Annotated in this window: 16 protein-coding genes; 3 read left to right on the top strand and 13 right to left on the bottom strand. The window is 55.6% G+C overall.

Annotated elements, in window-relative coordinates:
• Window positions 1–355 precede the first annotated feature (355 nt).
• The 8 genes from ACXYMU_RS05580 to ACXYMU_RS05545 all read right to left on the bottom strand — a co-directional run bounded on the left by ACXYMU_RS05580 (window position 356) and on the right by ACXYMU_RS05545 (window position 16,666).
• Entirely contained in the window at window positions 356–2,545 is a 2,190-nt protein-coding gene (locus tag ACXYMU_RS05580; RefSeq protein WP_458985376.1) for a hypothetical protein, read from the bottom strand.
• Between the two features lie 179 nt (window positions 2,546–2,724).
• The gene (locus ACXYMU_RS05575; protein WP_458985375.1) at window positions 2,725–3,813 is read right to left on the bottom strand and encodes a glycoside hydrolase family protein; all 1,089 of its coding nucleotides are present in this window, start codon (window positions 3,811–3,813) and stop codon (window positions 2,725–2,727) included.
• A gap of 180 nt (window positions 3,814–3,993) precedes the next feature.
• A complete protein-coding gene (locus ACXYMU_RS05570) occupies window positions 3,994–6,861 on the bottom strand; it encodes a glycosyl hydrolase (RefSeq protein ID WP_458985374.1) in 2,868 nt (955 codons plus the stop codon).
• A gap of 141 nt (window positions 6,862–7,002) precedes the next feature.
• The gene (rhaM, locus tag ACXYMU_RS05565) at window positions 7,003–7,314 is read right to left on the bottom strand and encodes an L-rhamnose mutarotase (RefSeq protein WP_458985373.1); all 312 of its coding nucleotides are present in this window, start codon (window positions 7,312–7,314) and stop codon (window positions 7,003–7,005) included.
• A 179-nt stretch (window positions 7,315–7,493) separates the two neighbouring features.
• Window positions 7,494–9,107 (bottom strand): arylsulfatase, encoded by a 1,614-nt coding sequence (locus ACXYMU_RS05560; protein ID WP_458985372.1) that lies wholly within the window; start codon window positions 9,105–9,107, stop codon window positions 7,494–7,496.
• A gap of 88 nt (window positions 9,108–9,195) precedes the next feature.
• Window positions 9,196–11,655, bottom strand: a complete 2,460-nt coding sequence (locus tag ACXYMU_RS05555; protein ID WP_458985371.1) for a glycoside hydrolase family 31 protein — start codon at window positions 11,653–11,655, stop codon at window positions 9,196–9,198.
• A gap of 295 nt (window positions 11,656–11,950) precedes the next feature.
• Window positions 11,951–13,453 (bottom strand): RagB/SusD family nutrient uptake outer membrane protein, encoded by a 1,503-nt coding sequence (locus ACXYMU_RS05550; protein ID WP_458985370.1) that lies wholly within the window; start codon window positions 13,451–13,453, stop codon window positions 11,951–11,953.
• 21 nt (window positions 13,454–13,474) lie between these two features.
• Complete coding sequence (locus ACXYMU_RS05545; protein WP_458985369.1) at window positions 13,475–16,666, bottom strand: SusC/RagA family TonB-linked outer membrane protein; 3,192 nt, start codon at window positions 16,664–16,666, stop codon at window positions 13,475–13,477.
• Between the two features lie 731 nt (window positions 16,667–17,397).
• On the opposite strand from ACXYMU_RS05545, the gene ACXYMU_RS05540 reads away from it, so the two are divergent.
• The 3 genes from ACXYMU_RS05540 to ACXYMU_RS05530 all read left to right on the top strand — a co-directional run bounded on the left by ACXYMU_RS05540 (window position 17,398) and on the right by ACXYMU_RS05530 (window position 20,638).
• Entirely contained in the window at window positions 17,398–18,807 is a 1,410-nt protein-coding gene (locus ACXYMU_RS05540) for a purine-cytosine permease family protein (protein WP_458985368.1), read from the top strand.
• A gap of 30 nt (window positions 18,808–18,837) precedes the next feature.
• A complete protein-coding gene (locus tag ACXYMU_RS05535) occupies window positions 18,838–19,023 on the top strand; it encodes a hypothetical protein (RefSeq protein ID WP_458985367.1) in 186 nt (61 codons plus the stop codon).
• A 280-nt stretch (window positions 19,024–19,303) separates the two neighbouring features.
• Window positions 19,304–20,638, top strand: a complete 1,335-nt coding sequence (locus ACXYMU_RS05530; protein ID WP_458985366.1) for an FGGY family carbohydrate kinase — start codon at window positions 19,304–19,306, stop codon at window positions 20,636–20,638.
• Window positions 20,639–20,797: 159 nt separating this feature from the next.
• On the opposite strand, the gene ACXYMU_RS05525 is transcribed toward ACXYMU_RS05530, so the two are convergent.
• The 5 genes from ACXYMU_RS05525 to ACXYMU_RS05505 form a co-directional block, all read right to left on the bottom strand.
• On the bottom strand, window positions 20,798–21,814 hold the full coding sequence (locus ACXYMU_RS05525; protein WP_458985365.1) for a GntR family transcriptional regulator: 1,017 nt from the start codon (window positions 21,812–21,814) through the stop codon (window positions 20,798–20,800).
• Between the two features lie 935 nt (window positions 21,815–22,749).
• Complete coding sequence (locus tag ACXYMU_RS05520; RefSeq protein WP_458985364.1) at window positions 22,750–23,349, bottom strand: LutC/YkgG family protein; 600 nt, start codon at window positions 23,347–23,349, stop codon at window positions 22,750–22,752.
• Window positions 23,342–24,721 carry a lactate utilization protein B gene (locus ACXYMU_RS05515; RefSeq protein WP_458985363.1) on the bottom strand — a complete coding sequence of 460 codons (1,380 nt, stop codon included), beginning with the start codon at window positions 24,719–24,721 and terminating at the stop codon, window positions 23,342–23,344. Before ACXYMU_RS05515 ends, ACXYMU_RS05520 begins: the two co-directional genes overlap by 8 nt.
• Complete coding sequence (locus tag ACXYMU_RS05510) at window positions 24,718–25,458, bottom strand: (Fe-S)-binding protein (protein WP_458985362.1); 741 nt, start codon at window positions 25,456–25,458, stop codon at window positions 24,718–24,720. Before ACXYMU_RS05510 ends, ACXYMU_RS05515 begins: the two co-directional genes overlap by 4 nt.
• A complete protein-coding gene (locus ACXYMU_RS05505) occupies window positions 25,455–26,849 on the bottom strand; it encodes an FGGY-family carbohydrate kinase (RefSeq protein ID WP_458985361.1) in 1,395 nt (464 codons plus the stop codon). Before ACXYMU_RS05505 ends, ACXYMU_RS05510 begins: the two co-directional genes overlap by 4 nt.

Raw genomic sequence — 26,849 nt, 5'->3', positions numbered from 1 at the left:
AGGACATCATGCATGCCTTATTTCAAAAGGCTGGCCTAGGAGGAACGCTGCGGAATACACGCCACTGGCACAGCTAACCCGCTTCTTCGCTATGGTGTGTGGCAACAAAAAGAGGCTGCCCTAAAAGTGACCTTCCGGGACAGCCTCATTTCAAAATAAACCACACTCTACTCACTATACTTTTTTAACAGTTGCCCGCTAAATCTCTAACACTAGCTAAGCTACACTTTATTTTCTGCCAGGGCATCCTGCACTGTCCTGCCAGTGTGCAGCTTAATCCCGGCTTCACTTGCGTTAGGCAACTTCGCTTTCTTTTAGCACGCTAAGGCAACGCTGCAAAAGGCATCGTTTTGAATCAGGGCATTCGCTGCAGGCCTTCCCACTTCACCTTCCATTTGCCATTGTCCGGGAAGCCAGGCGCAGTTTTGTCTGGAGCACCGTCCCAGCCGGCAGCCATCATGGCCACTGCGGTGAGCAGGCCGCCGTTGCCCGGCAGGTAGATGCGCAGGCGCTCATCCTGGTAGTTGTGCCCGTTGGGTAAATAGGTGTTTTTCTGCACGTCCATTAACAGCGCATCCACCGCTTTTTCAGGCATATTCAACCGGGCGGCGCTCATCGCCATCATCGGGTAGTCCCAGCCCCAGGTAGTGTCCCATTGCCAGTTTCGCAGTATTTCCCCGAAGGTGTTTTTCATGATAACCGTGTCTACTTTCGGGCTAAGCGGCAGGAGGCCGTATGCGCCCACTACCACCGGGTGGTCGCGGCGGAAGGAATCGCTGGCATAGGCCTGCGGATGCGTGGCGCTTGGCAGGTATAAGCCGTCTTTCACGGGCAGTGGTGCCAGCTGATTTAGCACCTCCTGCCATTTCTTGTTTGCTGACAGCCCCAGCCGCCTGCGCCACTCCTGCGCCACCGATAACCCATACTGCCAGTAAGCCAGCTCAAAAGGCGGGTCATTGGTCTCGCTGGCCGGGAAAAGCTCCTGGGCCGGTATGAGCGGTGCCGCCAGGTGATATTGCCGTTCCTTCTCGGCGTAAGTTGGCAAGGAGGCCATAAAATCCGCGGTCTCAAACACCAGCGTTTTATACTTCTCCAGGGTTGCCTGAGTGGGTTTCTGCCGGTATACCAGTTCCGAGAAATAGATGATGTGCGGCTGTTGCCAGATGAGGTAGGGCCCGATGCTGGAAGGGCTTTCGCTGCCGCCCGGCTCTGTCATTTTCTGCCACCGCACGCCCTCATACCCCTGCCATGCCGCTGTTGCGCGGGCTTTGGGCAGCACCTTTTCATACCAGCCGAGGCTTCTCTCCAGGAGCGGCAGGCGGTTCCACAGCGCAAAATGCACCCCGTGCCACCAGTGCATCTCCAGGTGCGGCTTGCCATACCAGCTGTTCATGGTCAGCCCGGTTTCCTGTGGCGGCAGATCTCCTGAAGCTTGGATTTTGGTGAGGTACTGCGACAGCACCACGCGCCGCTCCAGCTCGGGGGCGCGCGGGTCTGTGGAGCCTGAAAAATCCACCGCGCCCCCTTCTTTCCAGAATTCGTCCCATTGCGCCTTGCTGTTCGCCTGCGTCTGCTCAAAGTCTGGTATATCAAGCTGCGGCTCCCGGCCAAACAGAACGGAAAACGCCAGGGTATCCGCTGCCGGATAGGGGGTTAGCTCGAAATGATGTTTTCCTTTTTTGCTGAAGCTGCCTTTCTGTTGCCAGTCCACAGCGGTGTAGTAGGTAGTGGCATCCAACTGTCGCTTTAACTGCACCTGGCTGGCATCTCCCTCAGCGCCGGAAAGCGTGGTGGTATGCGCGCCGGGGTGCTGCCAATCGTAACCGGGGCACACATGGCACTCCGCCCCATACGGAAACCTGAACGATACCCTCAGCCTGTTTTGGGCAATCAGCGGCGAGGTAACACGGGCGGCAAAGCCATCCTTTTCCTGGTGTCCGAACAGTTCCACTTTTACCGGGACACCATCTACCTCGTACCTGCTCTCTATTTTTCCGGTCCAGAGGTTAAGTGTCTGGCTGACTTTCTGCAGTTCCTGCACCGGCACCTGCTCCCCATTTTCCTTCAGCAGTACCAAACCAACCAGCCCAAGGTGCAGCCGGTGCGGGTTGGCGCGCAACCAGTTCATCGCCTCCACTTTGCGGCCAATGCCTTTGTGCTGCACCGGGAAAGGGATCACCCGGCCGGTTTCGGTCGTGTCGTAGCGGGTCACGTCTGCCAGGGTATAATTTTGGGCTGTTGGGGTGCTATGCCAGCCCCATTGCGATTGCGTGCCCAGCGGCACCCCGTTCTCATAGTACTCCGGGTAACTCTGCAACCCCGTCACATCCACGGTAAAGGCGAAGTCGCCGTTGCCCACCGACAGGGAGGCGAGGGTATCCGGTGCTGTCAAGGTGATATTATGGCGGCTGACCAACGCATGGCGGTCTATGGCGGTGCTTTTGCGGCTCGTGGAGGGCTCGGAGGAACTGCAACCGGAGAGGAAAGCGACAGTTGCCAACAGGGCAGCTTTTTGGAGGAGAAGATTAGCGTACTGCTTGTACATAAGTTGAAGCTGATTAGCGTAACATTTTTTTGGGAGTAGAACTTAGCCGTTGTTCCCGCGATTACCAACAAGCGATTACTGCCTTGGCATTTCTTGCAAATCAAAATGACACAGCAAAGGCGGTATAAGATGGTGCGAACATGCTTCCTGGGGAACCTGCCTGTCAGGTCTAGCTCATATTAGCCTCCAGGGCTGATTTGGAAGACAAAGGCGCTGGAGGTATTGTATTTGCCACCCTGCGATGCCAGGAAAAGGTGCGTGGGCCGATTGTTTTGCAGCAGGAGTTGCGGCCGCTCGAAGCGGCCGTATTTGGAGAGGTGCGCGGGGGCGGGCGGCTGACTGAAGTAATGGTCGGTATTGTAATACGCTATTTTAGGCTCGCTCCACTTTATACCATCCCCAGACTCCAGGTAGAGGCCGTACTGGTGGTTGAAGATGCCCATGTCGCGCATGATCATCCTGAACTTACCGCTCTCGTGCCATACATACCCGTCCTCTGCCTGCACGTTGTTTCCCCTGCCGGAGTAGTCCAGAATCGGGTTGCCCTCGAACCGGGTATAGGGGCCCTGTAACTTATCGGCAGTGGCCAGGCCGTATTTCCGGTTTCCCCTGATCTTGGGGTCAGTATAGTTTTCGTATTCTTCAGTATTCCAGGATTTGTAGTAGAGCCAGTACTCCCCGTTGGGGTGTTTGATAAAGGAGGGGTTAGAGGTGCAGTGGTTGTCCCAAGCATTGCCTGTACCGGCCTCCAGCAGCGGCTGGTCTGGTCGCTCCCATGGCCCGTAAGGGGAATCGGCCACGGCAAGCCCCACGCGCTTTGTGTCTGTTTTTCTGTTGGCGTTGCCCATATAAAACAGGCAGTATCTGCCGTCCACCAGCTTGATGTGCGGGTTGTGGCAGGTGGTGCCATCCCAGTAGCCTTCGCCCCGGGGTGCCAGCACCGTGGAGACAAATTGAAACGGAGCCTCCGGCGTGTCAGCTACAGCATGGGCAATCTCAGAACTGTTGATCCATCCACCCATTTTCCTATCAGCGGCCCAGCGGGAAAAAAACACATGCACTTTCCCGTCCGGCCCGATGATCGGGCTGGTACCCCATACGTAATAGCCCTCCATTTCCAACCTGCGCCCAAGCGGCTTCAGCCTTTTGCTGAAGGGAGAAGCTAGCTCATCCGGCTGCCGAATGCCGGGTAGCGTAAAAAGCGTGGGGCCAGTTGCCAGCAGCGGGGTTCCGATGGCCAGGAAAGAAATAAAGGAGCGTCGTTGCATTGCGTATGAATGTAGCGTTCGAGGTACGCTAAAGCTAACGCATACCAAACATAAATGCATCCTGCGGCATCCTGTCAGGTATACGCTTCGCCTGGTAAGGGCGCAAAGGCAGGAGCAATGAAAATGGCAGGCAAATTTGAGGTTGGCTGCCATTCAATTCATAATCTATCGATTGCATTGTTACTTATACCCCAATGTGCGTGCTTTTTGTGGTGCCGATACGCTGTAGGGGGTAATGGTTACCGGCCCCAGCAAACCTGAGGGCATGGGTAGCCAGACAGAGGCGTCGAAGGGTTTGTAGTCAATGTTCACGAAATTGATCTCGTGGTATTTCCGCCATTCAATTTTCTGCTGGTCCATGTGCCGGATGCGGTTGGCCATGAGGTTAGCTACCTCAACCTTCAGGGTGTTCTTGCCTGGTTTTAGATACTGCCCCACCCTGGCCCGGAACGGAATGCCCCATAAGGTTCCTACTTCCTGCCCGTTCAGCCAAACGCGGGCGCTTTCCCGCACTTGGCCCAGGTCCAGCACATATTCCTCCGCCTGCTTGGCCGGCAGATTAAAGGTGGTGGTATACTCGCCGGAGCCGGAGAATGCCTGTCCTTTCTGATCGCTGAGCTTCGTCCAGGATACCAGCTCGTTCAACTTTTGGTCGGCGGGGAGCGCCGGTCCGCCCTTTGTGAAGTGCAGCGCCCACTCACCCTTTACCTCCTGCGGGCTGCCCGCCTGTTCGAGGTAGCGCCATGCCATTAGCTGCGCACTGGGCTTGGAGGTGGCCTGCAGGATCAGTGCCTCCCCGGGCTGCAGTTGCACCCGCACATTTGTTTTGTCTCCTGCCGCGTTTGCCATGGCCATCCCGGTTTTCCCGCTCTGCGGGTCCAGCAGCACAACACCAGGTGCTTGTAAGTTCAGCGGCACGGTTGTGTCGATGGCGTTGGGGGTATGATTTACCAGGTAGTAGTATTTCCCGTCCTGCAGCTGCCGACGGATAAACTTCAGGCCCGTATCGGTTAAGGCTTCCCGCTGCACGCCCTTGTGCTCCAGTGCGCGCTGCACATCCGTAGCCAACAGGATTTCTCCGGCACCTGTCTTCATTTGCCTGATGCCGCTGCCAGCGTCCGTGAAGGCGAGGGACGCTTTCAGTTGCTTCAGTTGCGCGCGCCTGGCTTCCAGGTTGTGGAGGCCCGGCACGTCGGCAGGCAGTTCCTGCACCACCACCGTAGCGCCTTGCCTGGCCAACTGAATGATTCGCTCCAAGGTTTCCACGGCCATGTACTTCGCCTTCGGAATGATGAGCACCTTATGCGTCGGCGCCGTGGCCGCAGTCAGCAGTTGGCCGTCTTTCACGCTGGTTTCCTGCAGCATTTTATCCGATACGAAATCCAGGGAGTAGCCCGCATCCATCAGTTGCTGCGACTGCTTATAAAACTGTGTCGGGTGCAGCCACTCGTCGATGTCGTGCACCTTGATCAGCATTTCCATACCTTCCGGCTTGCTCCACACGTCGTGGATGGGCCAGTAGACCAGCAGCTCATTATCCGCTTGCCCGGACTGCAGCACCGACTGCACCCGTGTGATGTAGTTGTTAAACCCATTGAACTGTGGCCACAGGCTGTTGGCCGGCGTCAGGTTAAGCGAGGCGTAGAACAGCCATCCCGGCCAGGCCACATCTTCCGGCGAATAGGTGACGCCATGGTAAAACACATGGTTAACACCGGAAAGGAACACCTGCTCTACCTCCGGTTTCATTTGGGAATACGAGGTTTTGAAATGCTCGCCGAGCCAGGTAAATGTCTCGCTCGAGATAAGTTTTTTACCCGTTACGTGCGCTGCCGAAGAGGCAAACTTGAGCATAATCGGGTCAGGGTCCACATTGCGGACGTCAGCGCTGTCGCGGCGCAGGCCCGGAATCGGGAAGTAGCTGGAGCCAAAGGTTTCGCACTCCGGGATGTCCACGGCGGCGTACAGGTCGAGCAGGTTGCCTGGGGAGCCGTGTGCCTGGTTTTTGGTGAAGCTGTTACGCGCATGCGCCCAGGCATTCCAGGGTTCGTAGAAATTGTCGAGCAGCATTTCGCCCATCGTTTCGCGGTAATCTGCCTTGAGCCGTGCCACGGTTTCGGTATGCTCTCCACTAACTAACTCCCGCAGGTAGCGGCGCAAGTCGTACCCCCTGCGCTGCTCAAACTCCTCGAAAAAACCTGCCGACCAGTCCGCGCCGTATACTTCGTAACTGTCGTTGTAGAAGGCCCGCACACCATAGTTCTGGCTGCCAAACGTCCTGCTGAACCGGTCCAGGTAGGCTGCCACGGCGTCTTTTGAGAGGTGGTTGAGGGTATAGCCCACGCCGCCGGGGGCGGCGCGCTTCACCATCTGCCGGGTTCTTCCGTTGAAGGCGGCATAAAGGTTCCATTTCCCACTTTTCGGAGTCCAGTTCAGCGTGCCGTCCGGCCCTACCTGATCCGTGATGTTCAGCACTTCCCCCTTGCTGCCGTAGGCCATCAATGCCTGCAAAGCGGCCTTTACTTCCTGCTGCTTCGGGTCCTTTGCCTGTATTCTCTCCTGCAGCTTTTGTCCGGCGCGGAGGGTATAGGTTTGCACCAGCAACCTGGAAGCGGCGTGTTCCGGCGTCACCTGCGGACCGCCGAAGGGCCATCCCGTCCCCTGGGTCATGTCCACGGTCATTCCCTCCTTACCCGCTTGCTTCACGGTGTAGTCCAGGATGTCCATCCAGCGGGGAGAGAGGAAGTCTATGTAGCGGTTCTCATGCCCCATGGCTCCATAAATCGGCGCTATTTCCACGCCTCCTATCCCTGCATCGGCATACTCCTTCAGCAGCCTTTCGATGTTCTGTTCATCCACGGCACTTCCCATCCACCACCAGCGGGTCCAGGGGCGCATTTTGGTCTGAACTTCCGGCCATACCTGTGCAGCCGCCTCAGGGGTTGCTGTGGTGGCTGCTGCTGTATCGCTGGCCTGCGGCTGGCGGCAGTTGGTCAGGAGCATGCCGCACAGGATAAATGCCGGGAAGAGTTTAAGTTTATGCATCATGTGTCGTATCAAAATCTTACGATAAGCTGCTGCTGGTACCTCAAATTATAAGTATCAGCTGCTGCAAGGTATAAATCAACCTACCCCTATTCATCTGAGGAGCAGGCGTAGTTCAGTGGTCCGCTTGATTGTACAAGCTGACTACGCCAGATAAAACACTTCCCGCAGAGGGGCGCTAACCGGCGAGTTGTCCGGGTTGGTTTCCATGATATCGGCCATGTAAGCCCACCATTTCTGCACCACCTCAGTGCTGCCCAGATCCTGAGAGGAGGCTCCGCTTTGCTTTTGCACGGCAAACAACGTATTCGTCTCTTCCTCCAGGAAAATAGAATAGTCGCTTATACCGGTTTCCCGGAGCAGTTGCGAAAGCTCCGGCCAGATTGCATCGTGCCGCTTTTGGTACTCGGCCGCATAGCCGGGCTTTAGTTTCATCTTAAATGCGATTCGCTGCATGGGTATATTTTGTTCTTTAGTCTGATAATCTATTTTTTGGTGCGATACCCCACCCTAAATCCGTGGAAGGGGATCAAGCGTACCCGCTATGGCTCTATCATTTCCATCATGTCAGTTTTATAATCTGAGTGGGGCAGCGGGCCAGAATCAATGGCTGTGAACAAGCTTTTGAAAGCAGCTTACCTGCGCTTTCGCGCGCGGTCATATGCCTCCAGTTCTGCAAAAGGCAGTACTTCCGAACGGTTCGCCCAGGCAGTGTATAGTTTTTCCATCGCCTTCACCTTTTCCGGAAACTTGTGGCTCAGGTCGTTCAGCTCTGACCGGTCGGATTGCATGTTGTACAGCGCCCAGTCATCTTCCGGGTAAACCGAGACCAGTTTCCAGTCGCCTTGCCGCACCGCGCGGTTGCCCTCGTGCTCAAAGAAAATCGCCTCATGCCCTTGCCAGGGCTGCCCTTTCAGCAGCGGCACCAGGCTTATACCCTCCAGCGGCTTGATGGCTTTGCCACGGTAGGCCTCAGGATAGCGCACCCCAGCCAGGTCCAGGCTGGTGGCCATCAAATCGATGAGGTGCGCGGGTTGGTGGTTTACCTGACCGGCAGGTATAACGCCCGGGTAGTGGGCGATGAACGGCGTAGAAATTCCACCTTCGTGCTCCCAACGCTTAAATTTGCGAAAGGGGGTATTGCTCAGGTTGGCACCCTCATGCTGGTAGGCTGTGAACGAGGTAGGGTCGGCAGCAGGCTTTTTGCTGGCCGCCAGAATCTCAGGTGTAAAGCCCGGCCCCTCAATTGCTTCGTAGCTGCCGCCGTTATCAGACAGGAACATGATTACTGTGTTTTTGTCCTGCCCAAGTTCTTTTAGCTTTTGCCGGATCTTGCCAATGTTCTGGTCCATCCGGTCTACCATCGCCGCGTAAACGGCCATTTTCCCTGCCCATCGCTTCTTGTCCTGCGCTGTTACTGAGGCCCACGCGGGCACGTCTTCGTCGCGGGGCGACAGCTGCGTGTCCCGGCTGATGATGCCCATCTTTTGCATCCGCCGGAAACGCTCCTCGCGCAGCTTGTCCCAGCCTTTCATGTAGTGGTTGTTATATTTGGCGATGTCCTCGGGCAAGGCGTGCAAGGGCCAGTGCGGAGCGGTATAGGCCAGGTATAAAAAGAATGGTTTACCCTTTCCCCTGCCTTCCTCCATGAATTTCAACGCATAGTCGGTATAGGCATCGGTGGCATAAAAATCTTTGCCGGGCGTGTATTCCTTGTCATCGAGGGCGTAAGTCAGTTTCTGGTTGGGCCGGTATGGGCGGTTGCCAAAATAGCTGTTGGCACCGTCCAGCAGGCCAAAGTACCGGTCGAAGCCCTGCCGTACAGGCCAGTGCTCGGGGCGGTCGTTGAGGTGCCATTTGCCGGCCATATAGGTGCTATAGCCGCCTTCTTTCAACGCCTCGGCTATGGTCACGCACTCCTCGTTCAGCATGCCGCGGTAGCCGGGCTGCTCGCGCTCATTCACCATATGCCCTACCCCCGCCTGGTGCGGGTAAAGCCCCGTAAGCAGGGAGGCACGCGTAGGGCAGCAGCGGGAGGCATTGTAAAACTGCGTCATCTTCAGGCCGCCGTCTGCCAGCGCGTCGAGGTGCGGGGTCTCGATCTCAGAGCCAAAACTGCCGATGTCCGAATAGCCCATGTCGTCGGCCAGGATCACGATGATGTTGGGCCGTTTTTCCTGCGGCGACAGGCTCAGCAGAAGTCCAGTCGCAAAAATGAGCGAGAGGTTCAGGATACGTTTCTTCATCATCCAGTTAGCGTTTATCTTATTTCTTGTAGCCATGTCAACCAACAACTGCCTTTGCGGGTAGCCTTCAGCAGCCTATACCTTGCCCAGGTTAGTGCTGCACCCGCAGTGTAATCGCGTCTTTGTTGGTACGCTTGGTCCTGATCCAGAGCAGGTTGTTTTGGGCATCATAATACCATCCTGCCCCGCGTTCCAGAGCTGCCGCGCTGGCCGCAGCCTTTGTTTTCTTCCCGTTTTCGGTAATGCTGGCAGGTGCTTTCCGGTCGTTCCAGTGGATTTTGGCCAGGTAATCATGCTCCGTGGTTTTATACTTGCCCGCCGGTTTCCCGATGGCCAGGTTTAATTCTTTATCTGTCAAATCAGCGGTGATTTTCGTGGTGGCATATTCCCCGTTCTGATAGTCCAGGCTTTTGCCGTCATCCTCATACAGCTCGAAGCTGGAGGCGCCGTGCGGGAATATTTCCAGCGTGATCGTTTTGACGGGCTTCTCCCCGAAGTACTTCATCTCTGGCTGCATGGGTATGATCGCGCCGCCTTTGGCAAACACCGGGATGGTATCCAGTGGGGTCAGCACGTGCACGTACTGCTTGCCTTCGTACTTTTTCCCGGTCCAGTAATCGAACCAGGTGCCCTCGGGCAGGTACACGGTGCGGGTTTTGGCCCCTTTGGTTGTGACAGGGTTCACTAGCAGGCTGTTGCCGAACATGTACTGGTCTGTGATGTCGTAAACGTTCGGATCGTTTTGGTTTTCCAGCACCAGCGCGCGCATCAGCGGCACACCGGTGGAATGGTTCACGTAGGCGTTGCTGTAGATGTAGGGGATGAGCCGGTAGCGCAGCAGGTCGTATCTCTTGAAATTCCGCAGGGCATCCTCGCCGTAGTTCCAGGGCTCTTTGTAGGTGGGGTGCTCCATACCCAGCAGGTGCGCGATGGGGCTGAACATGCCGAACTGCACCCATCGGATGTAGAGCTCCGGGTCAGCCACGTGCTCAAAGCCGCCCATGTTATGCGACCAATAGCTTATGCCCGACAGGCCGATGTTCAGCCCGGCCTTGATGACCGGCGCAAAGTACTGCCACTCGCTTGGCCAGTCGCCGGCCCAGATGAAGGGGTAGCGCTGGATGCCGGCATACCCCTCGCGGGTATGGGCCATACCCCGGATGCCGTTGTGCTCCTGGAATTTCTCAAAAGAGGCCCTGGTGTAGATGACCGGGAAAATATTGTGCTTCCACTTGATATCCTCGCCGGTCGGGCCCACTTTCTCGCTTTCGTTGGCCAGCGCTCCAAAGGCACTGCCCTCATCCGTTTTCAGGAACATGGCGCCTTGGTCGGCAATGCGCTTCACGCCGTTTTGCCACCACCAGTCCACCGCTTTCTGGTCAAAAAAGTTCACAAACTCCCCCGGCTTACCCTGCTCAGGGTATACAAAGCCTTTTTCCTGGGCCATGGCCAGCAGGTTCAGCGTGTTGCCGTTGTCAAAGCGGGGGCGCAGGTGCAGGCCCACCATCTTGAAATTCATCGCATAGAGGCTATCAAACATACCTTTGGGGTCTTTAAAGGTAGGCCGCCACTCAAAAGAGGTTGCGCCCTTTCCGCCTTCCTTCCCGAAGATGCGCCAGGTGGAGTCCAGGTGAAGGATATCCACCGGGATGCCGTGGGTACGGAATTTGCGCCCCAGCGCCACTACATACTGGTCGGAGGTCTCGGCTTCGTGGCCCCAGGTGCCGCCACTGTAGGTGCCCATGTGCAGGCCCAGTGCAAAGTCAGGCAACAGCGGCGATTTGCCGGTGAGGGAGGTATAGCTACCCAAAAGTGTTTTGAAGTCCGGGCCATACATAAAGTAGTAGTCCAGCTCGCCGCCTTCAGCCTTGAAGCTGTAGGTGTCTGGCTGGCTCATCCCCATGTCCCATTCCGTTGGATAGGCTGTATGGAAGAAGATGCCGTAACCGCGGGTACTCATGAAAAAGGGCACCGGCGCATAGTTCGCTTCCAGCACATTATAGGCTCCCACGTGGTGCGGCAGCCCTTTGCCACGCCCCACGTTCATGCTGAGTTTCTTGTTGCGCTGGTCCAGGAAGTCCATGCGCTCGCCAAAACCGAAGAAATGCTCGTCAGGGGCCAACTGCTTGCGCACCGACACGGCTTGTCCGTCTTTGGCAAGGCTGCTCCCTGAGGCATCCGCTGTCAGCAGTTTGCCTTGCTTGGTATAAACGGCTATCCCGAAGGGTGCTTTGCTTACCTTGATATCGAGGCTATCGGTCTGGAGCAGGAAATGGCTGGCCTGTTCCGCAGTTTTTACCGCAACGGAGGGCCAATCATACCGCACGACCATGTAAGGCTCGTTCGGCGCGAACTGTTTGTCCCAACTGGCCCGAACCCGGAACACAATCGGGGTGATAAACTCTAGCGTCACGTCAGCGTTGGCGTTCCTAAAAAACACCTCATTGCCCTGTTTTCGGAAGCCCGATTGGTAATTCCCTGCATTTTGCTGGGCTTGCACAGACAGGCAAACCCCCTGCAGAACAAACAAAATCGCAAAGATCTGCTTCAAGCGATACAACATCTTTTTTATCGTCTAAACTATTGAAGGACAAAACACAAGGACTTCCCCCCAGCTGCCAGTTCCCTCTACAAAACAGGAGAATAGCAGTAGCAAGGGTTGGCACCTGGATAAATATAGGCAATTCTTCCAGCGCAGCTATCCTGCTCTGTCCGGTCTGGCCTAGTGGCTGCATGGGGAGACATACCGCTGCACCCCGTGAAACAGGAAATCCCGGCCATAAAAAAAGGAGCGGCACCAACAGGGGCCGCTCCTTTTGAGAAATGATGCATGTATGGCTTTATACCTAATACCCTGGGTTTTGCTGGTACAGCCCGTCCTTCACGGTGAGCTGGGTAAAAGGGATCGGGTAAATAACGTTGAAAGGCTCGATGGACTCCGGCATACGGTTCAGTTCATCCTCCTGTGGCAGCCAGGCGTTCATCGTTTCGATGGCTTTGCCGGTGCGCACCAGGTCATGCCAGCGTAGCCCCTCGCCGGCAAACTCCAGCCTTCTTTCCTCCAGCAGCAAGTCCAGCGTCAGGTTGTCAAGCGGCGCTACCCCTGCCCTTGCCCGCACCCTGTTCACAATGTCCAGCGCTTCCTGCTGCGAGCCCCCGGAGGCGCCCTGCAGGATGGCCTCCGCCTTCATCAGCAGCACATCGGTGTACCGGATCAGCGGGAAGTTGATCGGCCAGTCGAAGCGGTCGGCTCCCGGGCTGGTCTCATCCAAGAATTTACGGTAGAAGGCGCGGGTTTCGGTAAAGCCGTTCGCATCCGTGAACCCCTGCTGCACCGTCACGGCTTTCCGCACGTCGTTTTCCGGATAAGCGTTCAGCAAATCATCGGAGATCTCGCGCATCTCCACACTCGACTGTGGCAGCGGAATACCTGGCGTGGCGTTAAAGTAGGCCGGTGTGCCCATATACCCCGGAAGGGTAGTGCCCAGGCCGTTGCCGCTCTGGAACTGTACATCAAAAATGATGTCGCTGTTGTTCTCGTTTTTGTAAGAGAAGATGCTGGCATAATTGCTTACCCAGGCATAGGGGCTGTTGTTGATGATGTTGTTCAGCAGCGTAAGCGCATCCGAGTATTCGCTCACGCCAAGCCCCGGCCCCTCTGTGTTGTACGTAGGACCCGAACGGGTCAGGTGCACGCGGGCCAGCAAGGCCTGCGCGGCCCAGGAGTTGGCCCGGCCTATGTTGGTGCCGGCATACCTGGTGTCGGGCAGCAGTTCTATGGACTTTTTCAGATCGTCCATAATCAGCTTGTATACATCGGCCACCGGGCTACGGGAAATCTCCAGCGCCTCGGCCGGCGACACCACTTTGTCCATGATCGGCAGCTTACCGAACCAGCGCACCAGGTCGAAGTAATAGAGCGCCCGCAGGAACCTTGCCTCCCCTTCCAAGCGGCCGCGGAGCACCGGATCGGGCACCACGCTCGCGTTCAATTTGTCCAGCACGGTGTTGGCCCGCATAATGCCGTTGAAGTTGTTGTTCCAGGCTTCAGCGATCAAGGCATTGTTCGCCAGGGTAATGGCAAAATCGTTGATCGGGTCCCAGTCGCGCACGCCCGTAGAAGAGGAGCCGTACACATTGTCTGACCTGGTTTCGGAAAGGTCGTAATACCGGTCCGGGAATGGGCGCAGTTGGGCGTAGGTGCCGTTCACAGCCTGCACAAAATCGTCGGTGTTGCGGTAAAAGTTCGCGGTACTGGCATCCGATAAAGGGGCCTGGTCGAGCTTGTCGCTGCAGGAGCCCAGGCTTAGCGCCAGCAGTGCGCATATGTAGATTGATTTCTTTTTCATCACGATAGGTTTAGCTTTAAATTAAAAGGTGACGTTTAATCCGGCAGTTATGGATTTGGAAAGCGGGAAAGCGCCATAGTCGTCGCCTCCGGTGTTCACTGCCTCCGGGTTAAAGCCGCCGTCATACTTGTCGGACCCAAACCAGTTCTCTGCGCTTACATAAATGCGGGCGCTCTTGGCTATCTTAGTGTTGTTCAGCAGGCTACCTAGGTCATACCCCAAAGTGATGTTGCGGACGCGCACATAGTCTGATGGGTATAGCCAGGCATCGCTCTTCAGGAAACCGAAGCTGGAATTGGCTTTTCCGCGCAGTCCGGCCCCAGGGTCTTCCGGCGATCTCCAGCGGTCGCGGTGCAGGCCAAGCGTGTTCTCCACCAGTCCCTGTCCCGGACGATCAAGGGCACGGCCGAAGAGCGAATAGATCTCGCCTCCCCACTGGCCCTGCAAGAGCACACGCAGGTCAAAGCCCTTGAAGTTGAACGTATTGGTGAGTCCCCACACGTAATCCGGGTTTGGCTTGCCCACAATCACACGGTCATTCTCGTTGATCAGCCCATCGCCGTTCGCATCCACATAACGTGGGTCCCCGACGGTTTGCTTGCCATAAAGGGCTGCCCCCGCATCAATGTCCCGCTGCGTCAGGATGCCATCCTGCTCTACCACATAAATGCTCCACAGGGGCTGCCCTACCTGCAGAATCCGGTGGCCTACACCGAAGTCTCCCCCTTCTACCGGGGTGTTATTCGGGCCTAGCTTCCTCACCTCGTTGGTGTTGTGGCTCATGTTTGCCGTGGTGGACCAACGGAAGGCACCGGTGGTGTTGTGCGTGGTCAGTTCCAGCTCCCATCCTTTGTTATACACCTCGCCAATGTTAGTGAGGGCGTTAGAGAAACCCGTGGCCGTGGGCACCGGGATACGCAGTAACAGGTCGGTGTTTACTTTGGTGTAATAGTCGGCAGACAGGAAGATGCGGTTGCCCAGCACGCCCATATCCAGGCCTACGTCAACGGTTCTGGACTCTTCCCAGCCCAGGCCAGAATTCGGCGCGTTGGCTGGCACCTGCCCTGTGGCCAGGCTCCCGCCGAGCGAGTAGCCGGCAGGGTCAAGCAGCGCAATGTGCTCGTAATTGCCGATGGCGTTGTTTCCGGAGACACCCCAGCTACCGCGCAGTTTCAGGTCGTTAATGAAGCCTACACCGGCCATGAAGTTCTCTTCCGATACTCTCCAGCCAACCGAGGCTGACGGGAATGTACCCCATTTGGTGGCGTCGCCGAAGCGGGAGGAACCGTCGCGGCGTACGGTGGCGCTAAACAAGTAACGGTCCATGAAGCTGTACTGCACGCGTCCAAAATAGGAAAGCATGGTGTTTTTGCTTTCGGTGGTGAACGAGCGGTTGGTGCGGTTGTCTATGCTTTGGGCGCCATTCAGGGTGGTGATGTCGTCCGTCACGAATCCGCCGGTGCTGGCCAGACGAGAGTTGCTGAAAGTGCCCATGTTGTAAGAGGCTCCCAGCAATGCCGACACATTGTGCTTGTCACTGAACACTCTGTCATACGAGAGGGTGTTCTCGTTCACGAATGTCTGCCTACGGTAAGTACTGAATGTGCCGCCCGCCTGCCGGTTGCCACGCTGCCCGCTCACATAAGAGGGACGAAAGAACTTGTTGGTAGCGTCTGCATGGTCCAGGTTCACCGTTGTCCGGAAACGGAGGTTGTCCAGGATGCTGTACTCGCCATACATAGTAGCCAGCGTTCTGAATATTGCGTTCTCGCCGATGGAGTTTTCGATAACCCGTACCGGACTGTTACGAGACACGCCCCATTGGTAAGGCAGGAAATTGCCGGTGTTCACATCCAAGCCCACGGTGTCTTCCACCACCGGGTTAAAGCCCACAGCAATGTGCATCTGCTGGTCCTTCCCTTCTACGCCGGGGTCATTGGCGATGGAATAAGAGGGGTTCAGGTTCAGCCCGAACTTCAGTTTCTCATTTGCCTTCACCTCCACATTGGCGCGCCCGGAGTACCGCTCATAGCCTACGCCCAGCGCGATTCCCTCCTGGTTCAGGTAGTCCGCCGACACAAAGTAATTCACGTCTTTAGTGCCGCCAGACGCCGTGACCTGGTAGTTCTGCACCTTGCCTTTTCGGAACATCTCATCCTGCCAGTCCACGATGCGCAAGCCCGGGTACCCTGGCTGCAACCAGCGCTCGTCCAACATCAGGCTGCTGCTGAAGCGCCCGAGGATGGCTTGCCGCTCGGCACTGGTCTGGCTTGCTGTTCGGCCTGGCCCGGAGTTGACCCAGTTGAAGTTGATCATCTCGGTTGCCCGCTCAATCCACTCCTCGCCACTCAGCACATCCAGTTTCTTGGCTGTTTCGTTCCAGCCGGTATAAGTGTTAAAGCTGATCTGGGCCTTGCCCGACTTTCCGGATTTCGTGGTGATGATCACGACCCCGTTTGCACCCCGCGAGCCGTAAATGGCCGCTGCCGACGCATCTTTCAGCACTTGTATCGACTCGATGTCGTTGGGGTTGATGTTATCCAGCGGATTACCCTGCGAGAAGCCCCCGCCAGAGTTCTGCGTGGACACATCCAGCGGAAAGCCGTCAATCACATAAAGCGGCTCGTTGCCCGCACTAATCGAACCCGAGCCCCGCACCTGTATGCTGAAGCCTTGCCCTGGCAAACCGCTTGTCTGCTGTACCCGTACGCCCGCCATCTGCCCTACCAGGGCCTGGTCTACCCGTGCAATGGGCCTTTCCTCTATTGCCTTTGCATCCAGCGTCGCGATTGCGCCTGTAATGTCGGCCTTCTTCTGCGTACCGTAGCCTACTACTACTACTTCTTCCAGTGCCCTGGTGTCCTGCGACATGGACACGTTGATGCTTTGCTGGCCGGAGAACTGCCGCTCTACTGGCGTAAAGCCGATAAACGTGAACACAAGCGTCCCAGGAGTTTCGGGCACTGACAAGGAGAACCTGCCGTCGGCCCCCGTGGCGGTGCCATTGGTGGTGCCTTTCAACAAAACAGTAACGCCCGGCAGCGGATCGCCAGACGCAGCGGTTACTCTGCCTGTCACGGTCCATTGAAAAGCGTTAGCGGATATGGCAGAAGGACTTGCGAAAGCCTTTTGCGGAAGGGCAGCTCCTGCAAGAGCAAGTGGTATAAAGGCCATGCAGCCGCGCAGTTGCCATAGCGTGTTTTTACTTCTCATAGGTAAGCGGTTTAGTAGTTAAATTCATCATATATACTAGGCTATCTCTCTTCGTCCATTCACTGCCAATGGCTGGTTTGTGCGCCCAAACTGGCACGGGTTAAGCCGAAAACCTGTATCGGCACCACCCAGGGAAGGGCTACTCATACATTTGATTTGCAACAGGCCTGCTCCTATGTCACAGCAATTTCATTTCAATTTCAGGAGCGGCAATGGGGGCGAGAACAAGTATTAAGTTCGTTTAGATGATGTAGTTTTCTATAAAGTTAGCCACTGCCATCCCGTTTTCTATCCTGCACTATCCTGCTACCAGCCCAGAATTTTCTGATTACCAAACCAATACAACCTAGGTGAGCACACACTTATTTACACCTGACCTTCAGGCAATTACAGCTTAGAAGCACCTGCAACAGGATGTGTTAGGACGTGAACAGGAGTCACCTTATTATAAAGAAAGCCTAAAATTGAAGTGCGCAGCAGTATAGGGGATCATGCGTGGATTTCTGTTAATCAGGGAAATACCCTGCCGGCGATGTTTTGCCCGGAAATGTTTTTTTCAGGCAGCGGCAAGCGATACAGGACACTACCGGATAGTTCGGAGAGCAGAATTTTATACTTTTAGAAAGCGCATTTATACTTTCGCCTTTAAGCCTGCGTGTCAGGCAGCATTTAAGTTTGCGCTGCCAAATGCTACAGTGTCACCCTGAATTTTATCAGATAACAAATAAGAAATGAAGCAGAACCTCGCCAAGCAGCTAGATGCCATTAATGAGTATGAACGGGAGCCGGTGCCGCAGAGCAAACTGAAAGGCCTGAAGAGCTTCATAGGCATGTATGCCGGGGAGCACACGGCTGGAACGGAGTTCGTGATCGGGCCTTTGTTTGTGGTGCACGGCGTAAGCGCCCCCGACCTTTTCCTGGGTTTGCTGGCCGGTAACGTACTGGCGGTGTTGAGCTGGGCCCTCCTGTGTGCCCCGATTGCGGTGAAGGTCCGCCTAACCTTGTATTATCAATTAGAAAAAATATGTGGGAGGTACCTGGTTTCGGGGTATAATATCGTCAATGCGCTAATGTTCTGCTTCCTGGCCGGCTCCATGATCGCAGTGGCGGCCACTGCGGTGGGCATCCCGTTTAACATTGCCATGCCGGGGCTGGATGACCTGTACCCGAGCAGCGTGGGCTGGATGTTGACCGTGTTTTTTGTCGGTGCCGTGATCACAGTGGTCGCCATTCTGGGGTATGAGCAAATCTCAAAGTTCGCCAATATCTGCGCCCCCTGGATGATTCTGGTTTTTGTGGCGGCTGCTTTTGCCGTGATGCCGCAGTTGGGTATCACCTCTCTGGAGAGCTTCTGGCAGGTTGCCCAAACCCGCATCTGGAACGGGGTGCCGGTAGCGGGCTTCAGCAAATTCACCTTCTGGCACGTCGCTTTTTTTGCCTGGTTTGCCAACATGGCCATGCACATCGGGATGGGCGACCTCTCCATTTTGCGCTATGCCAAAAAGTGGCAGTATGGCTTTGCGTCTACCACTGGCATGTTCCTCGGCCATGTGGTTGCCTGGATCGCTTCGGGTATACTGGTAGCCGCCGCCAGCGGAGCCATCACCCCAGGCCCGATTGCCTATAACAGCGCGGGCATCGCCGGTGCCATTTGCGTGATGATCGCGGGCTGGACTACTGCCAACCCTACCATTTACCGGGCAGGGCTGGCCATACAGTCCATCGTGCCGAACGTGAAGAGATGGAAGGTAACGCTGGTGGTGGGCCTGGTTACCACCATAGCCGCGCTTTTCCCGGCCCTGGTCATGCGCCTCCTGGACTTTGTTGCCCTCTACGGATTGGTGCTGATGCCGATGGGTACTATCATCTTCATCGACTTTTACATCATCCCGAAGCTTGGGCTGCGCAGCAACTATGCCAGCGCCGTGAACTCTCGCTTTAACGTGGCGGCAGGCGTCACCTGGATTGCTACATTGCTTATCTGCCTTTCCCTGAATTACTTCCAGGGCATAGAGATCTTCTTCCTCGGCTTGCCGGGCTGGTTTATTGCCGCTATCCTCTACATTGTGCTCAGCAAAATGTTGCAGCAGAAGCAAACCGCTCCGCAGAAGCTTCAGGAGGTCTCCCGCAGCACTTTTTAAAATTTTCGAAACGCATTTTATAGCCATACCATGCAACTCATACTTAAAATCTTATCCTACCTCGGCCTGGCCCTGACAATCGTTCCGTCTATCCTGGTATTTTCCGGGGCTATTGAGCTTAGCTTTCACAAAACCCTCATGCTGGTCGGCACCTTGCTTTGGTTTGTTACGGCGCCGTTTTGGCTGAACAAATCAGATCACCCCGAAGCAGCCTAGCACCAATCCCCTGTGAAGGTTACGAGCGCGATGCTTTCCTAGATTCGTTTTCTCTAAAGCGGATATTCTGTCCAAAGCAGCCTTTTCACAGCTCTTTAGTTTTGTTCGGGCCAGGCATGCCCCGGCTGCAAACACACGTGCATCGAGAACTGACGACAGCTATCCTGGGTACTATCCAGCTAAGCTTCCATGCTCTGAGTGCTTAAACAAGTAACGCTTTTTGTTTTGTTGCCTAAGCCGTTTTACCTCTTATTGTATAACCATTTCCATTATTCCTTTTATGATTCCTTGTATCGCCATTTTTCACATCGGTAAATCCATTAAAAGGCTCCTGCTTTTTAACCAGTACTACCAGGTTGTAAAGGAAGAAGAAATCTGCTTACCCGAAACGGCAGACGATGATGGAGACTCAGGCGAGAACCTGGCAGCGCTGACAGACTGGCTGCGCACGACCTGGACCGCCCTGCAGGCAGACAAGGCCTATGACGTGCTGGCCGTGAACTTTGTGGCGTATGGCGCCAGCATGGTGCACCTGAACGAGGACCTGGCACCAGTAACGCCGCTTTACAATTACCTGAAGCCATACCCGCAGGAGCTGGAACAGCAGTTTTACGCGGTATACGGCGACAAGCTGCGGCTCTCGGAGCAGACGGCCTCTCCCGCCTTAGGCATGCTTAACGCAGGCCTGCAGCTCTACTGGCTAAAGCACCAAAAGCCCGCCATGTTTCGCCAGATCCGGCATTCGCTGCACCTGTCGCAATACATGGCCTTTGTGTTTACCGGACAGTTGGTTACAGAATATACCAGCTTAGGTTGCCATACCACCCTCTGGGATTTCCAGGCCAAAGATTACCATGCCTGGGTATACGCCGAAAAACTAGATGCGCTTTTCCCGCCCTTGCGGCAGCATTACCGACCTCTCGAAACCACTTTCAGGGGCACCCCTATTCCGGCGGGTCTGGGCTTGCACGACAGTTCCGCTGCGCTGATCCCTTATCTCAAGCAGTATCGCACCGGATTCCTGTTGCTTTCCGCGGCTACCTGGGGCATCACTCTCAATCCTTTTGCCAAGAAACCCCTCAGCCGGGAAGAGTTGCAGCAGGATTGCCTGCAGTACCTGACGTTTCGGGGAGATCAGGTGAAAGCCTCGCGGCAGTACATCCGAAGTGCGCATGAAGCACAGGTATACCGCCTGGCAGCACACTTCGATAAGCCACTGGAGTATTACCAAACCGTAGCTTATGATGCTAGCCTGACCGAAAAAGCAGACCTGGGAACCGCCCGGGAAGAAGCGCAGGGGAATGTCGGTGTGCAGGAGAAAAAGGCCGTAGCAACCCGCTTTGAGCTTGACCTGCACCTGTACGACACCTATGAGGAGGCTTACCACCGGTTGCTAGAGCAGATTACTGAGCAGCAGCTTGCCTCTTTGCTGTTAGCCGCCGAAGGAGACCTGAGTGGGTTCAGAAGCCTGATCGTGGACGGAGACTTTAGCCGGAACGAGCTTTTCATGGCCATACTCAGCCACAAACTGCCCAACCTGAAAGTAAAAGCCGGGCGAACTGTTCAGGATGCCGCTCTGGGTGCTGCTTTGGCTCTCAATATATGGCCATATTAATGTAACAGGAGGGAAAACGCTACGCCATACCCTGCATAAACAAAAAGTCCTGCCGCCACAGATACCCGCTTGTAGCGCGCATCTGTGGCGGCAGGACTTTTTCTAATAACACGATAATAACACATTCGCGCTATAGCATCGAAGCAACTATTGAAGCTGTTACAGCGATTTTCTCCGAATCAGGGTAAACGGGTTGTGTATTTGCTCCTTAAGATTTTCTTTCATCAGATAGGCAGCCATCTCACCCATCCGCTCATGATCCGTGGATAGCACCGTAATGCCGTTGTCCAGAATCTCTTTGATAGGCGTGTCGTTATAGGAAATGACCCCGATCTCCTTGCCTAGACGCAGCCCCTTTTCACGGCTTTGCTTCACCAGTTCGGCTAAATCAGACTCTTCGAGCACAATGTACCCTGTTCCGGGCACTAAAGGCTCCTGGTGCACGCAGTTAACCACCGTATGCTCCATCGAGATATCCCTGCAAAACTGGCGGAAGCCTTTCACGATCTCAAAAGGATAGGCAACGTCTTTGGGGTATACTAACACAAACTTCTTGTAATTGCTGATGAGGTCTTTTCCTGAATGGAGGGCGTTACGGATGTCACGCTCAAAATCCTGGTAAACGGCAGCATAGTTGCCGGGGTGGTGTTCGATGTTTTTGTCCAGCACCACCAGTTTTTCTGCGGGTATGTTTTTGATCGCCTGTTTCCCGGCCTCTACATTGGTGGTAAAGTGCGGCATGATGACGTAATAATGGTACTTGCCTGCATTCTCCTTGAGCATGTTCTGGCAGATCTTTCCATCAAAATGATGGATCTGCAAATCCACCACCGCATCCTCTCCCAGCGTTTTGAGGATGGCGTAGTATACCGTTTTTTTGTAGGCGCTCAGTTTGTTGAACAGCAACAGCACCCGGATCTTATCTACCGAGAAGGTCTTGCTGATGTAGCAGCCTTTCCCCTTCACAGAACTGATCACGCCCTTTTTCCGCAGTACTTTGTAAGCTTTTTCTATGGTGTCGCGCGAGAGGTAGTACATCTCGCTTGTCTCGTTGATGGAAGGAACACGCTCACCGATCTTCAATACGCCAGCCTCTATATCTGAAATAACGGCATTGACCACCTGCAAATATTTAGGTGTCGCGGATGTTGCATCAATTCTGTCTAGTAATTCCATAGTCATAAAGCTTAATAAGGATGAACATTATTACCAGTTTCCAAAGCACTTCAAGATGACCGACCAGCCTCCGTTAAAAACCACGGCAATCACTTTGCTGATAGCTAGCCGCAGATTCAGGTTGTTAAGCCATTCAATAGCATAGATGCCAAATTCCTATCCTGAGCCTTCAGACTGCGCAACCGATTGCGCATAGGGCCAAAAAATAATGCCCCATGGGCATCTGAATAGCTACTATCTTATAAAAGTGACTGGTCAATCATTCTTTCAAAAGTCAATATAACAATTATTTACGCTATCAAAAAATCTTTATTCCTGATTTTCCTTTTCTGTCAGCTACGGACAAGTGGTATCGATGGCACAAAATGCCTAACCACTCACTTGTTGGCATTAGACACGTGAGATATTGGATGCCCTTAATGGAGTACTTTACTTGGTTACAGGAGGAATGGACGCTGTCTCCGGACAGGGAACCAGCAGATTAGCTAAGCCAGCGTCGTAAGCAGGTATGCTTGAATAAATAGAAGGAGCAGGGAAACGCTTTACGAAAAAGCCTGAAATGGTTTTAGCCTGGAATAACCAATGGGATGATTAACCTTTATTGTTCGCTTGCTGCAGTAATAGCCAATTAGCTATACTAGCGTTAAGCTGATAGCATAAACTCAACCCAGATGAGCTTGCTCACCAAAATCAGGAATTACGGGTATCAGCATTAAATCAAATCGCGTTGGTAGGGTAAATCATAATGCTCTAAAAACAAGCTCAGGCAAGAGGTGAGCCAGCTAAAAACCAACGGAGGGGGTATGAAAACTGGTTGATCAAATACAAAGCATGTGCAGTACTTGTCTTGCAAGGCCCCTACCTTCCTCTTTAATGGCCAGCAGGGTTTTGTAAAATGTAGCGGCAACGCGCTCCGTGCAAGAAAAAGAGGTTCGCTATACCCCTGCTTCCTCCATGATAAATACCGACAGCGTTCTGGCCCCGTGGGCGCCCAGCACCAGCGACTGTTCGATGTCGGCGGTTTTGGAGGGCCCTGCGATGAAGGTGCCGAAGCCGTATGCCTGCGCCCCGATCGCCTCATAGGCCTGGTGCATTAAGGGCACGATGCTATGCTGCGGGACCACCAGGGCCAGGTGCTGGCAGATGAAGGGCAGCGCGCGCGCGGGCAAGTGTGCATCCGTCACCCACAGGGCACTGTTCTCGGCCACCCCGAGCTGGGCGGGCAGCACGGCCAGGTCAACGTCCGCCAGCGTGTGCGGGTCCGCGTCCGCCGCCACGGAAGCCCCGCCCAGGTCCTTTAGTTCCGGAAAGGCGGTGATGACTCTTTTCGCAGTGCCGTGCTCCTGCCGCAGCAGCGTTTTCACCTCGTCCATACCCTTTACCGGAAAAACCCTGCTCCCGATGCTGATGGCCACATTAGTGAACTTCTCAACCAGATCCGCCTCGCCTGATGCAAAGGCAGGAACCTCCGGCAGGGGCAAACGGTCGGGTTGGTTTCTGGCCACGGCGGCCAGTATGCTATCTCTGCTATTCATGCTTTTTTCTGTTTTTCAGGTACCACTCCCCAAACGACGCTTTCGGCGGCGCAGGCATTTCCCGCTGCTTGTACCAGGGGTTGAGGTTGTTGCTCACCACAAACGGCACATGCCGCATAAACCAGCGCCCGGCTTTGCCTGCCAGCCGGAAGGTGGTGGGCGAGGCGAAGGTCTGCGCCATGGCTTTCATGCCCAGTGCCTTTTTCCTGTCCCCATACCCTTCCTTCACGATCACCTGTCGCCATTTGTAGAGCTGCTCGTGGATGTCGATCTTGACGGGGCACACGTTGGAGCAGGAGCCGCACAGGGTCGAGGCAAAAGGCAGGTCAGCGTGCTTCTTCATGTCGAGGTTCGGGGCCAGGATGGAGCCGATCGGCCCGGCCACGGCCGTGTGATAGCTGTGGCCGCCGCTGCGCCGGTATACCGGGCAGGTGTTCATGCAGGCCCCGCAGCGGATGCACTTGAGTGAGTTGCGGAAATCCTCGCGGCCCAGCTGCACGCTCCGCCCGTTGTCCACCAGCACCAGGTGCAATTCGTGGCCCGGCCTCGGCCTTCTAAAGTGGCTGGAGTACGTGGTGATCGGCTGGCCGGTGGCGCTCCGGGCCAGCAGCCGCAGGAACACGCCCAGGTGCTCCCTTTTCGGAATCAGCTTCTCGATGCCCATGCAGGCGATGTGCACGTCGGCCAGGTGCGCGCCCATGTCGGCGTTGCCCTCGTTTGTGCAGATCACGAACTCGCCCGTTTCGGCCACCGCGAAGTTAACGCCCGTCAGGGCGGCGCGGCGCGTCAGGAAAGTCTCACGAAGGTGCTGCCGGGCGGCCTCTGTCAATACCTGCGGGTCGGCCATACCGGTGGGCGTACCGAGGTGCTCATGGAAAAGCTCCCCGATCTCCTCTTTCTTCTTGTGGATGCAGGGCAGCACGATGTGGCTCGGCGGCTCCTTGGCTAGCTGCACGATGCGCTCGCCCAGGTCCGAGTCAATCACCTCGATGCCCTGCCCGGCCAGGTAGTCGTTGAGGTGGCACTCCTCGGTCAGCATCGACTTGCTTTTCACCATGCGGTCTACCTTGTGCTGCCGCAGGATGCCGTGCACGATGCGGTTGTGCTCGGCAGCGTCGGAGGCCCAATGCACAATGATACCGTTGGCTTTGGCCTTGGCCTCAAACTGCAGCAGGTAGTCATGCAAATTAGATAGCACGTGCTGTTTTATCTGGGAGGCTGTCTCGCGGAGCAGCTCCCAATCCGGTATGGTATGGGCCGCCTTGTCACGCTTCTGCCGGATGAACCAAAGTGTTTCGTCGTGCCAGTCTACCCGTGACTCATCTATGTTGAAGGCATCGGCCAGGGCGGCGTGGTCTTTGGTATGGCTCATAGGGCTTGGGAGTTAAGGATTTCGGCGATGTGCAGCACCTTTACGTTGCTTTTCTGCCTCCGGAGTATACCCTCCAGGTGCATCAGGCAGCTCATGTCGGAGGCAGTGATGTACTCGGCCCCGTGCTGCAGGTGGTCCGCCACGCGGTCCTTGCCCATCTTTACCGACACGGCCTCCTCTGCCACGCAGAAAGTGCCTCCGAAGCCGCAGCACTCGTCTTTCCGGGCAAGCTCCACCAACTCCAACCCCTCCACCATATTCAGCAGTTGTTTCGGCTTGGAGAAAGGCGACGCGACGAGCTCAGACATCTGGGCCAGCTTCAGGCCCCGCTGCCCGTGGCAGCTCTGGTGCAGGCCCACCCGGTATGGGAAGCGCGCCTGCAAGTCGCCTATTTTCAGCACATCCGTCAGGAACTCAGTCAGCTCATAGAGCTTTCCCCGGATGGCTGCAGCCTCGGCCGGGTGCTTGTCGGAATGCAGGTGGTCCTTCAGGTGCAGCACGCAGCTACCCGACGGTGCCACGATATAGTCAAAGCCGCTGAAGTTCTGGATAAACAGGTCATTGCTGCCTTTGATCAGGTGCTCGAAGCCTGAGTTAGCCATGGGCTGGCCGCAGCAGGTTTGGCTGGGGGGGTAAGCCACCTCCACACCCAGCTTCTCGAGCAGCTCCAGCGTGGCAATGGCGGCGTTGGGGTAAAACTGGTCAACGTAACAAGGGATAAAAAGAGCTACTCTCATAGTTTGGCGTCATGCGTGACCGCATAGTATTTCAGTTCGATGATGTCGTTGGGCAGGGGCTTGGTGTTCCAGTGCCGGTGTATGGCCAGGGCCGTGCCGATGGCCGTGGCCTGCGCCATGGAGGCGGCGAAAATCTCCTTGTCGGGATAAAAGGAGGCCAGCAGGTTCATGTAGATGGCATTCTTGCCAAACCCACCGTCCACAAAGATGCGCCGCACGTCCGAGCCCTCCAAAATAAGTTGCGTGGAGGCGACCTGCTGCTCCACCAGCTCGAGGATGAACTGGTGATACGCCTCCGCATCCGTTGAGAAAGAGGCCAGGTCGCGCTGCGCAAAAACAGACTCCTGCAGCTGTTTTCCTGCCCCTCCTGCGCCAGACAGGGGGTGCTCCTCCTGCTGCAGCTTCGCGATGATCTCGGGGTCGAAGAGCACGGACTTGTAGTGGGCGGTGTTTTGGTTGAAGTGGGCGGCGATGCGCTTTACCTGCTGCTCATGCTCATACCCCCCGAAAAAGCGCGACGCCTTAACGGGCTTATCCTTGTACTGCATGTAGCAGAGGCAGTCGTGCCGCAGCTCGTCTTCAGTGAGGGGCGCGGTGTTGAAGGGGTTCAGGCTAATGCACCAGGTGCCAGTGGAGATGAGCACGAAAGGGTCCTGGAAGTTGACCAGGTACGGGATGAGCGCGGCCGAGCTGTCGTGCAGGCCGATGCCCACCGCGTAGTTGTTGCCGGGGAAAGCGGCCGGCACCACGCTGTCGGCCGGTGCCAGGGGCGCCAGCTTCTCCAGCACGCTCTCCTGCCGCACCCAGGCATGGTAGTCCCCCCTCGAGAAGTCCCAGAGATTGGTGTGGCAGCCGATGCTGGTGATATCGGAATACGCTTCCCCGGAGATAAGATAGCTCAAATACTGGGGCAGGTGCAGGGCGTACTTTATCTTCTTAAATAGCTCCGGCTGCTCGTGCTTGATGCGGTAGAGTTGCATGCCGGAGTTCAGGCTCCCCAGCACCGGCGAGGCGGTCTCCTTCGAGAACTTCACCTCACCGCCGTAAGTGTCGTAAAACTTTTTCTTCAGATCCTCCGGGTAGGGCTTCAGGTAATTGTAGAGGGGCGCGAGCGGCTTGCCCTCCTCGTCGATGTAGACGAAGCTGGCGCCGTAGGTAGAGAAGTTGATGGCCTTAACCTCAAACTCCTGCCGCCGGAACACGTCCCGCAGCGAGTCGAAGACAGATAACCGCAGGCTTTCCAGGTTCTCGCAGGGTTCCCCGTCCTCGTCCACGGTTTCTATGAAGCGCGCCGATTTCTCGTACACAATCTTATAGTGCTCGTCGAAGAGGAAGAGCTTCTTATTGGTCTTCCCTACGTCAAAAATGGCGACTACTGGTATCTTTTGCAT

This window comes from Pontibacter sp. CAU 1760 (assembly GCF_054482735.1).
The sequence above is the reverse complement of the archived record's forward strand: the minus strand, read 5'-3'. Positions and strand labels throughout refer to the sequence as shown.

Coding starts and splice junctions, on each gene's coding strand:
- ACXYMU_RS05525 (WP_458985365.1), bottom strand. CDS start 21,814: ATGGAATTACTAGACAGAATTGATGCAACATCCGCGACACCTAAATAT.
- ACXYMU_RS05505 (WP_458985361.1), bottom strand. CDS start 26,849: ATGCAAAAGATACCAGTAGTCGCCATTTTTGACGTAGGGAAGACCAAT.
- ACXYMU_RS05520 (WP_458985364.1), bottom strand. CDS start 23,349: ATGAATAGCAGAGATAGCATACTGGCCGCCGTGGCCAGAAACCAACCC.
- ACXYMU_RS05550 (WP_458985370.1), bottom strand. CDS start 13,453: ATGAAAAAGAAATCAATCTACATATGCGCACTGCTGGCGCTAAGCCTG.
- ACXYMU_RS05575 (WP_458985375.1), bottom strand. CDS start 3,813: ATGCAACGACGCTCCTTTATTTCTTTCCTGGCCATCGGAACCCCGCTG.
- ACXYMU_RS05540 (WP_458985368.1), top strand. CDS start 17,398: ATGAAGCAGAACCTCGCCAAGCAGCTAGATGCCATTAATGAGTATGAA.
- ACXYMU_RS05510 (WP_458985362.1), bottom strand. CDS start 25,458: ATGAGAGTAGCTCTTTTTATCCCTTGTTACGTTGACCAGTTTTACCCC.
- ACXYMU_RS05545 (WP_458985369.1), bottom strand. CDS start 16,666: ATGAGAAGTAAAAACACGCTATGGCAACTGCGCGGCTGCATGGCCTTT.
- ACXYMU_RS05570 (WP_458985374.1), bottom strand. CDS start 6,861: ATGATGCATAAACTTAAACTCTTCCCGGCATTTATCCTGTGCGGCATG.
- rhaM (WP_458985373.1), bottom strand. CDS start 7,314: ATGCAGCGAATCGCATTTAAGATGAAACTAAAGCCCGGCTATGCGGCC.
- ACXYMU_RS05580 (WP_458985376.1), bottom strand. CDS start 2,545: ATGTACAAGCAGTACGCTAATCTTCTCCTCCAAAAAGCTGCCCTGTTG.
- ACXYMU_RS05560 (WP_458985372.1), bottom strand. CDS start 9,107: ATGATGAAGAAACGTATCCTGAACCTCTCGCTCATTTTTGCGACTGGA.
- ACXYMU_RS05535 (WP_458985367.1), top strand. CDS start 18,838: ATGCAACTCATACTTAAAATCTTATCCTACCTCGGCCTGGCCCTGACA.
- ACXYMU_RS05530 (WP_458985366.1), top strand. CDS start 19,304: ATGATTCCTTGTATCGCCATTTTTCACATCGGTAAATCCATTAAAAGG.
- ACXYMU_RS05515 (WP_458985363.1), bottom strand. CDS start 24,721: ATGAGCCATACCAAAGACCACGCCGCCCTGGCCGATGCCTTCAACATA.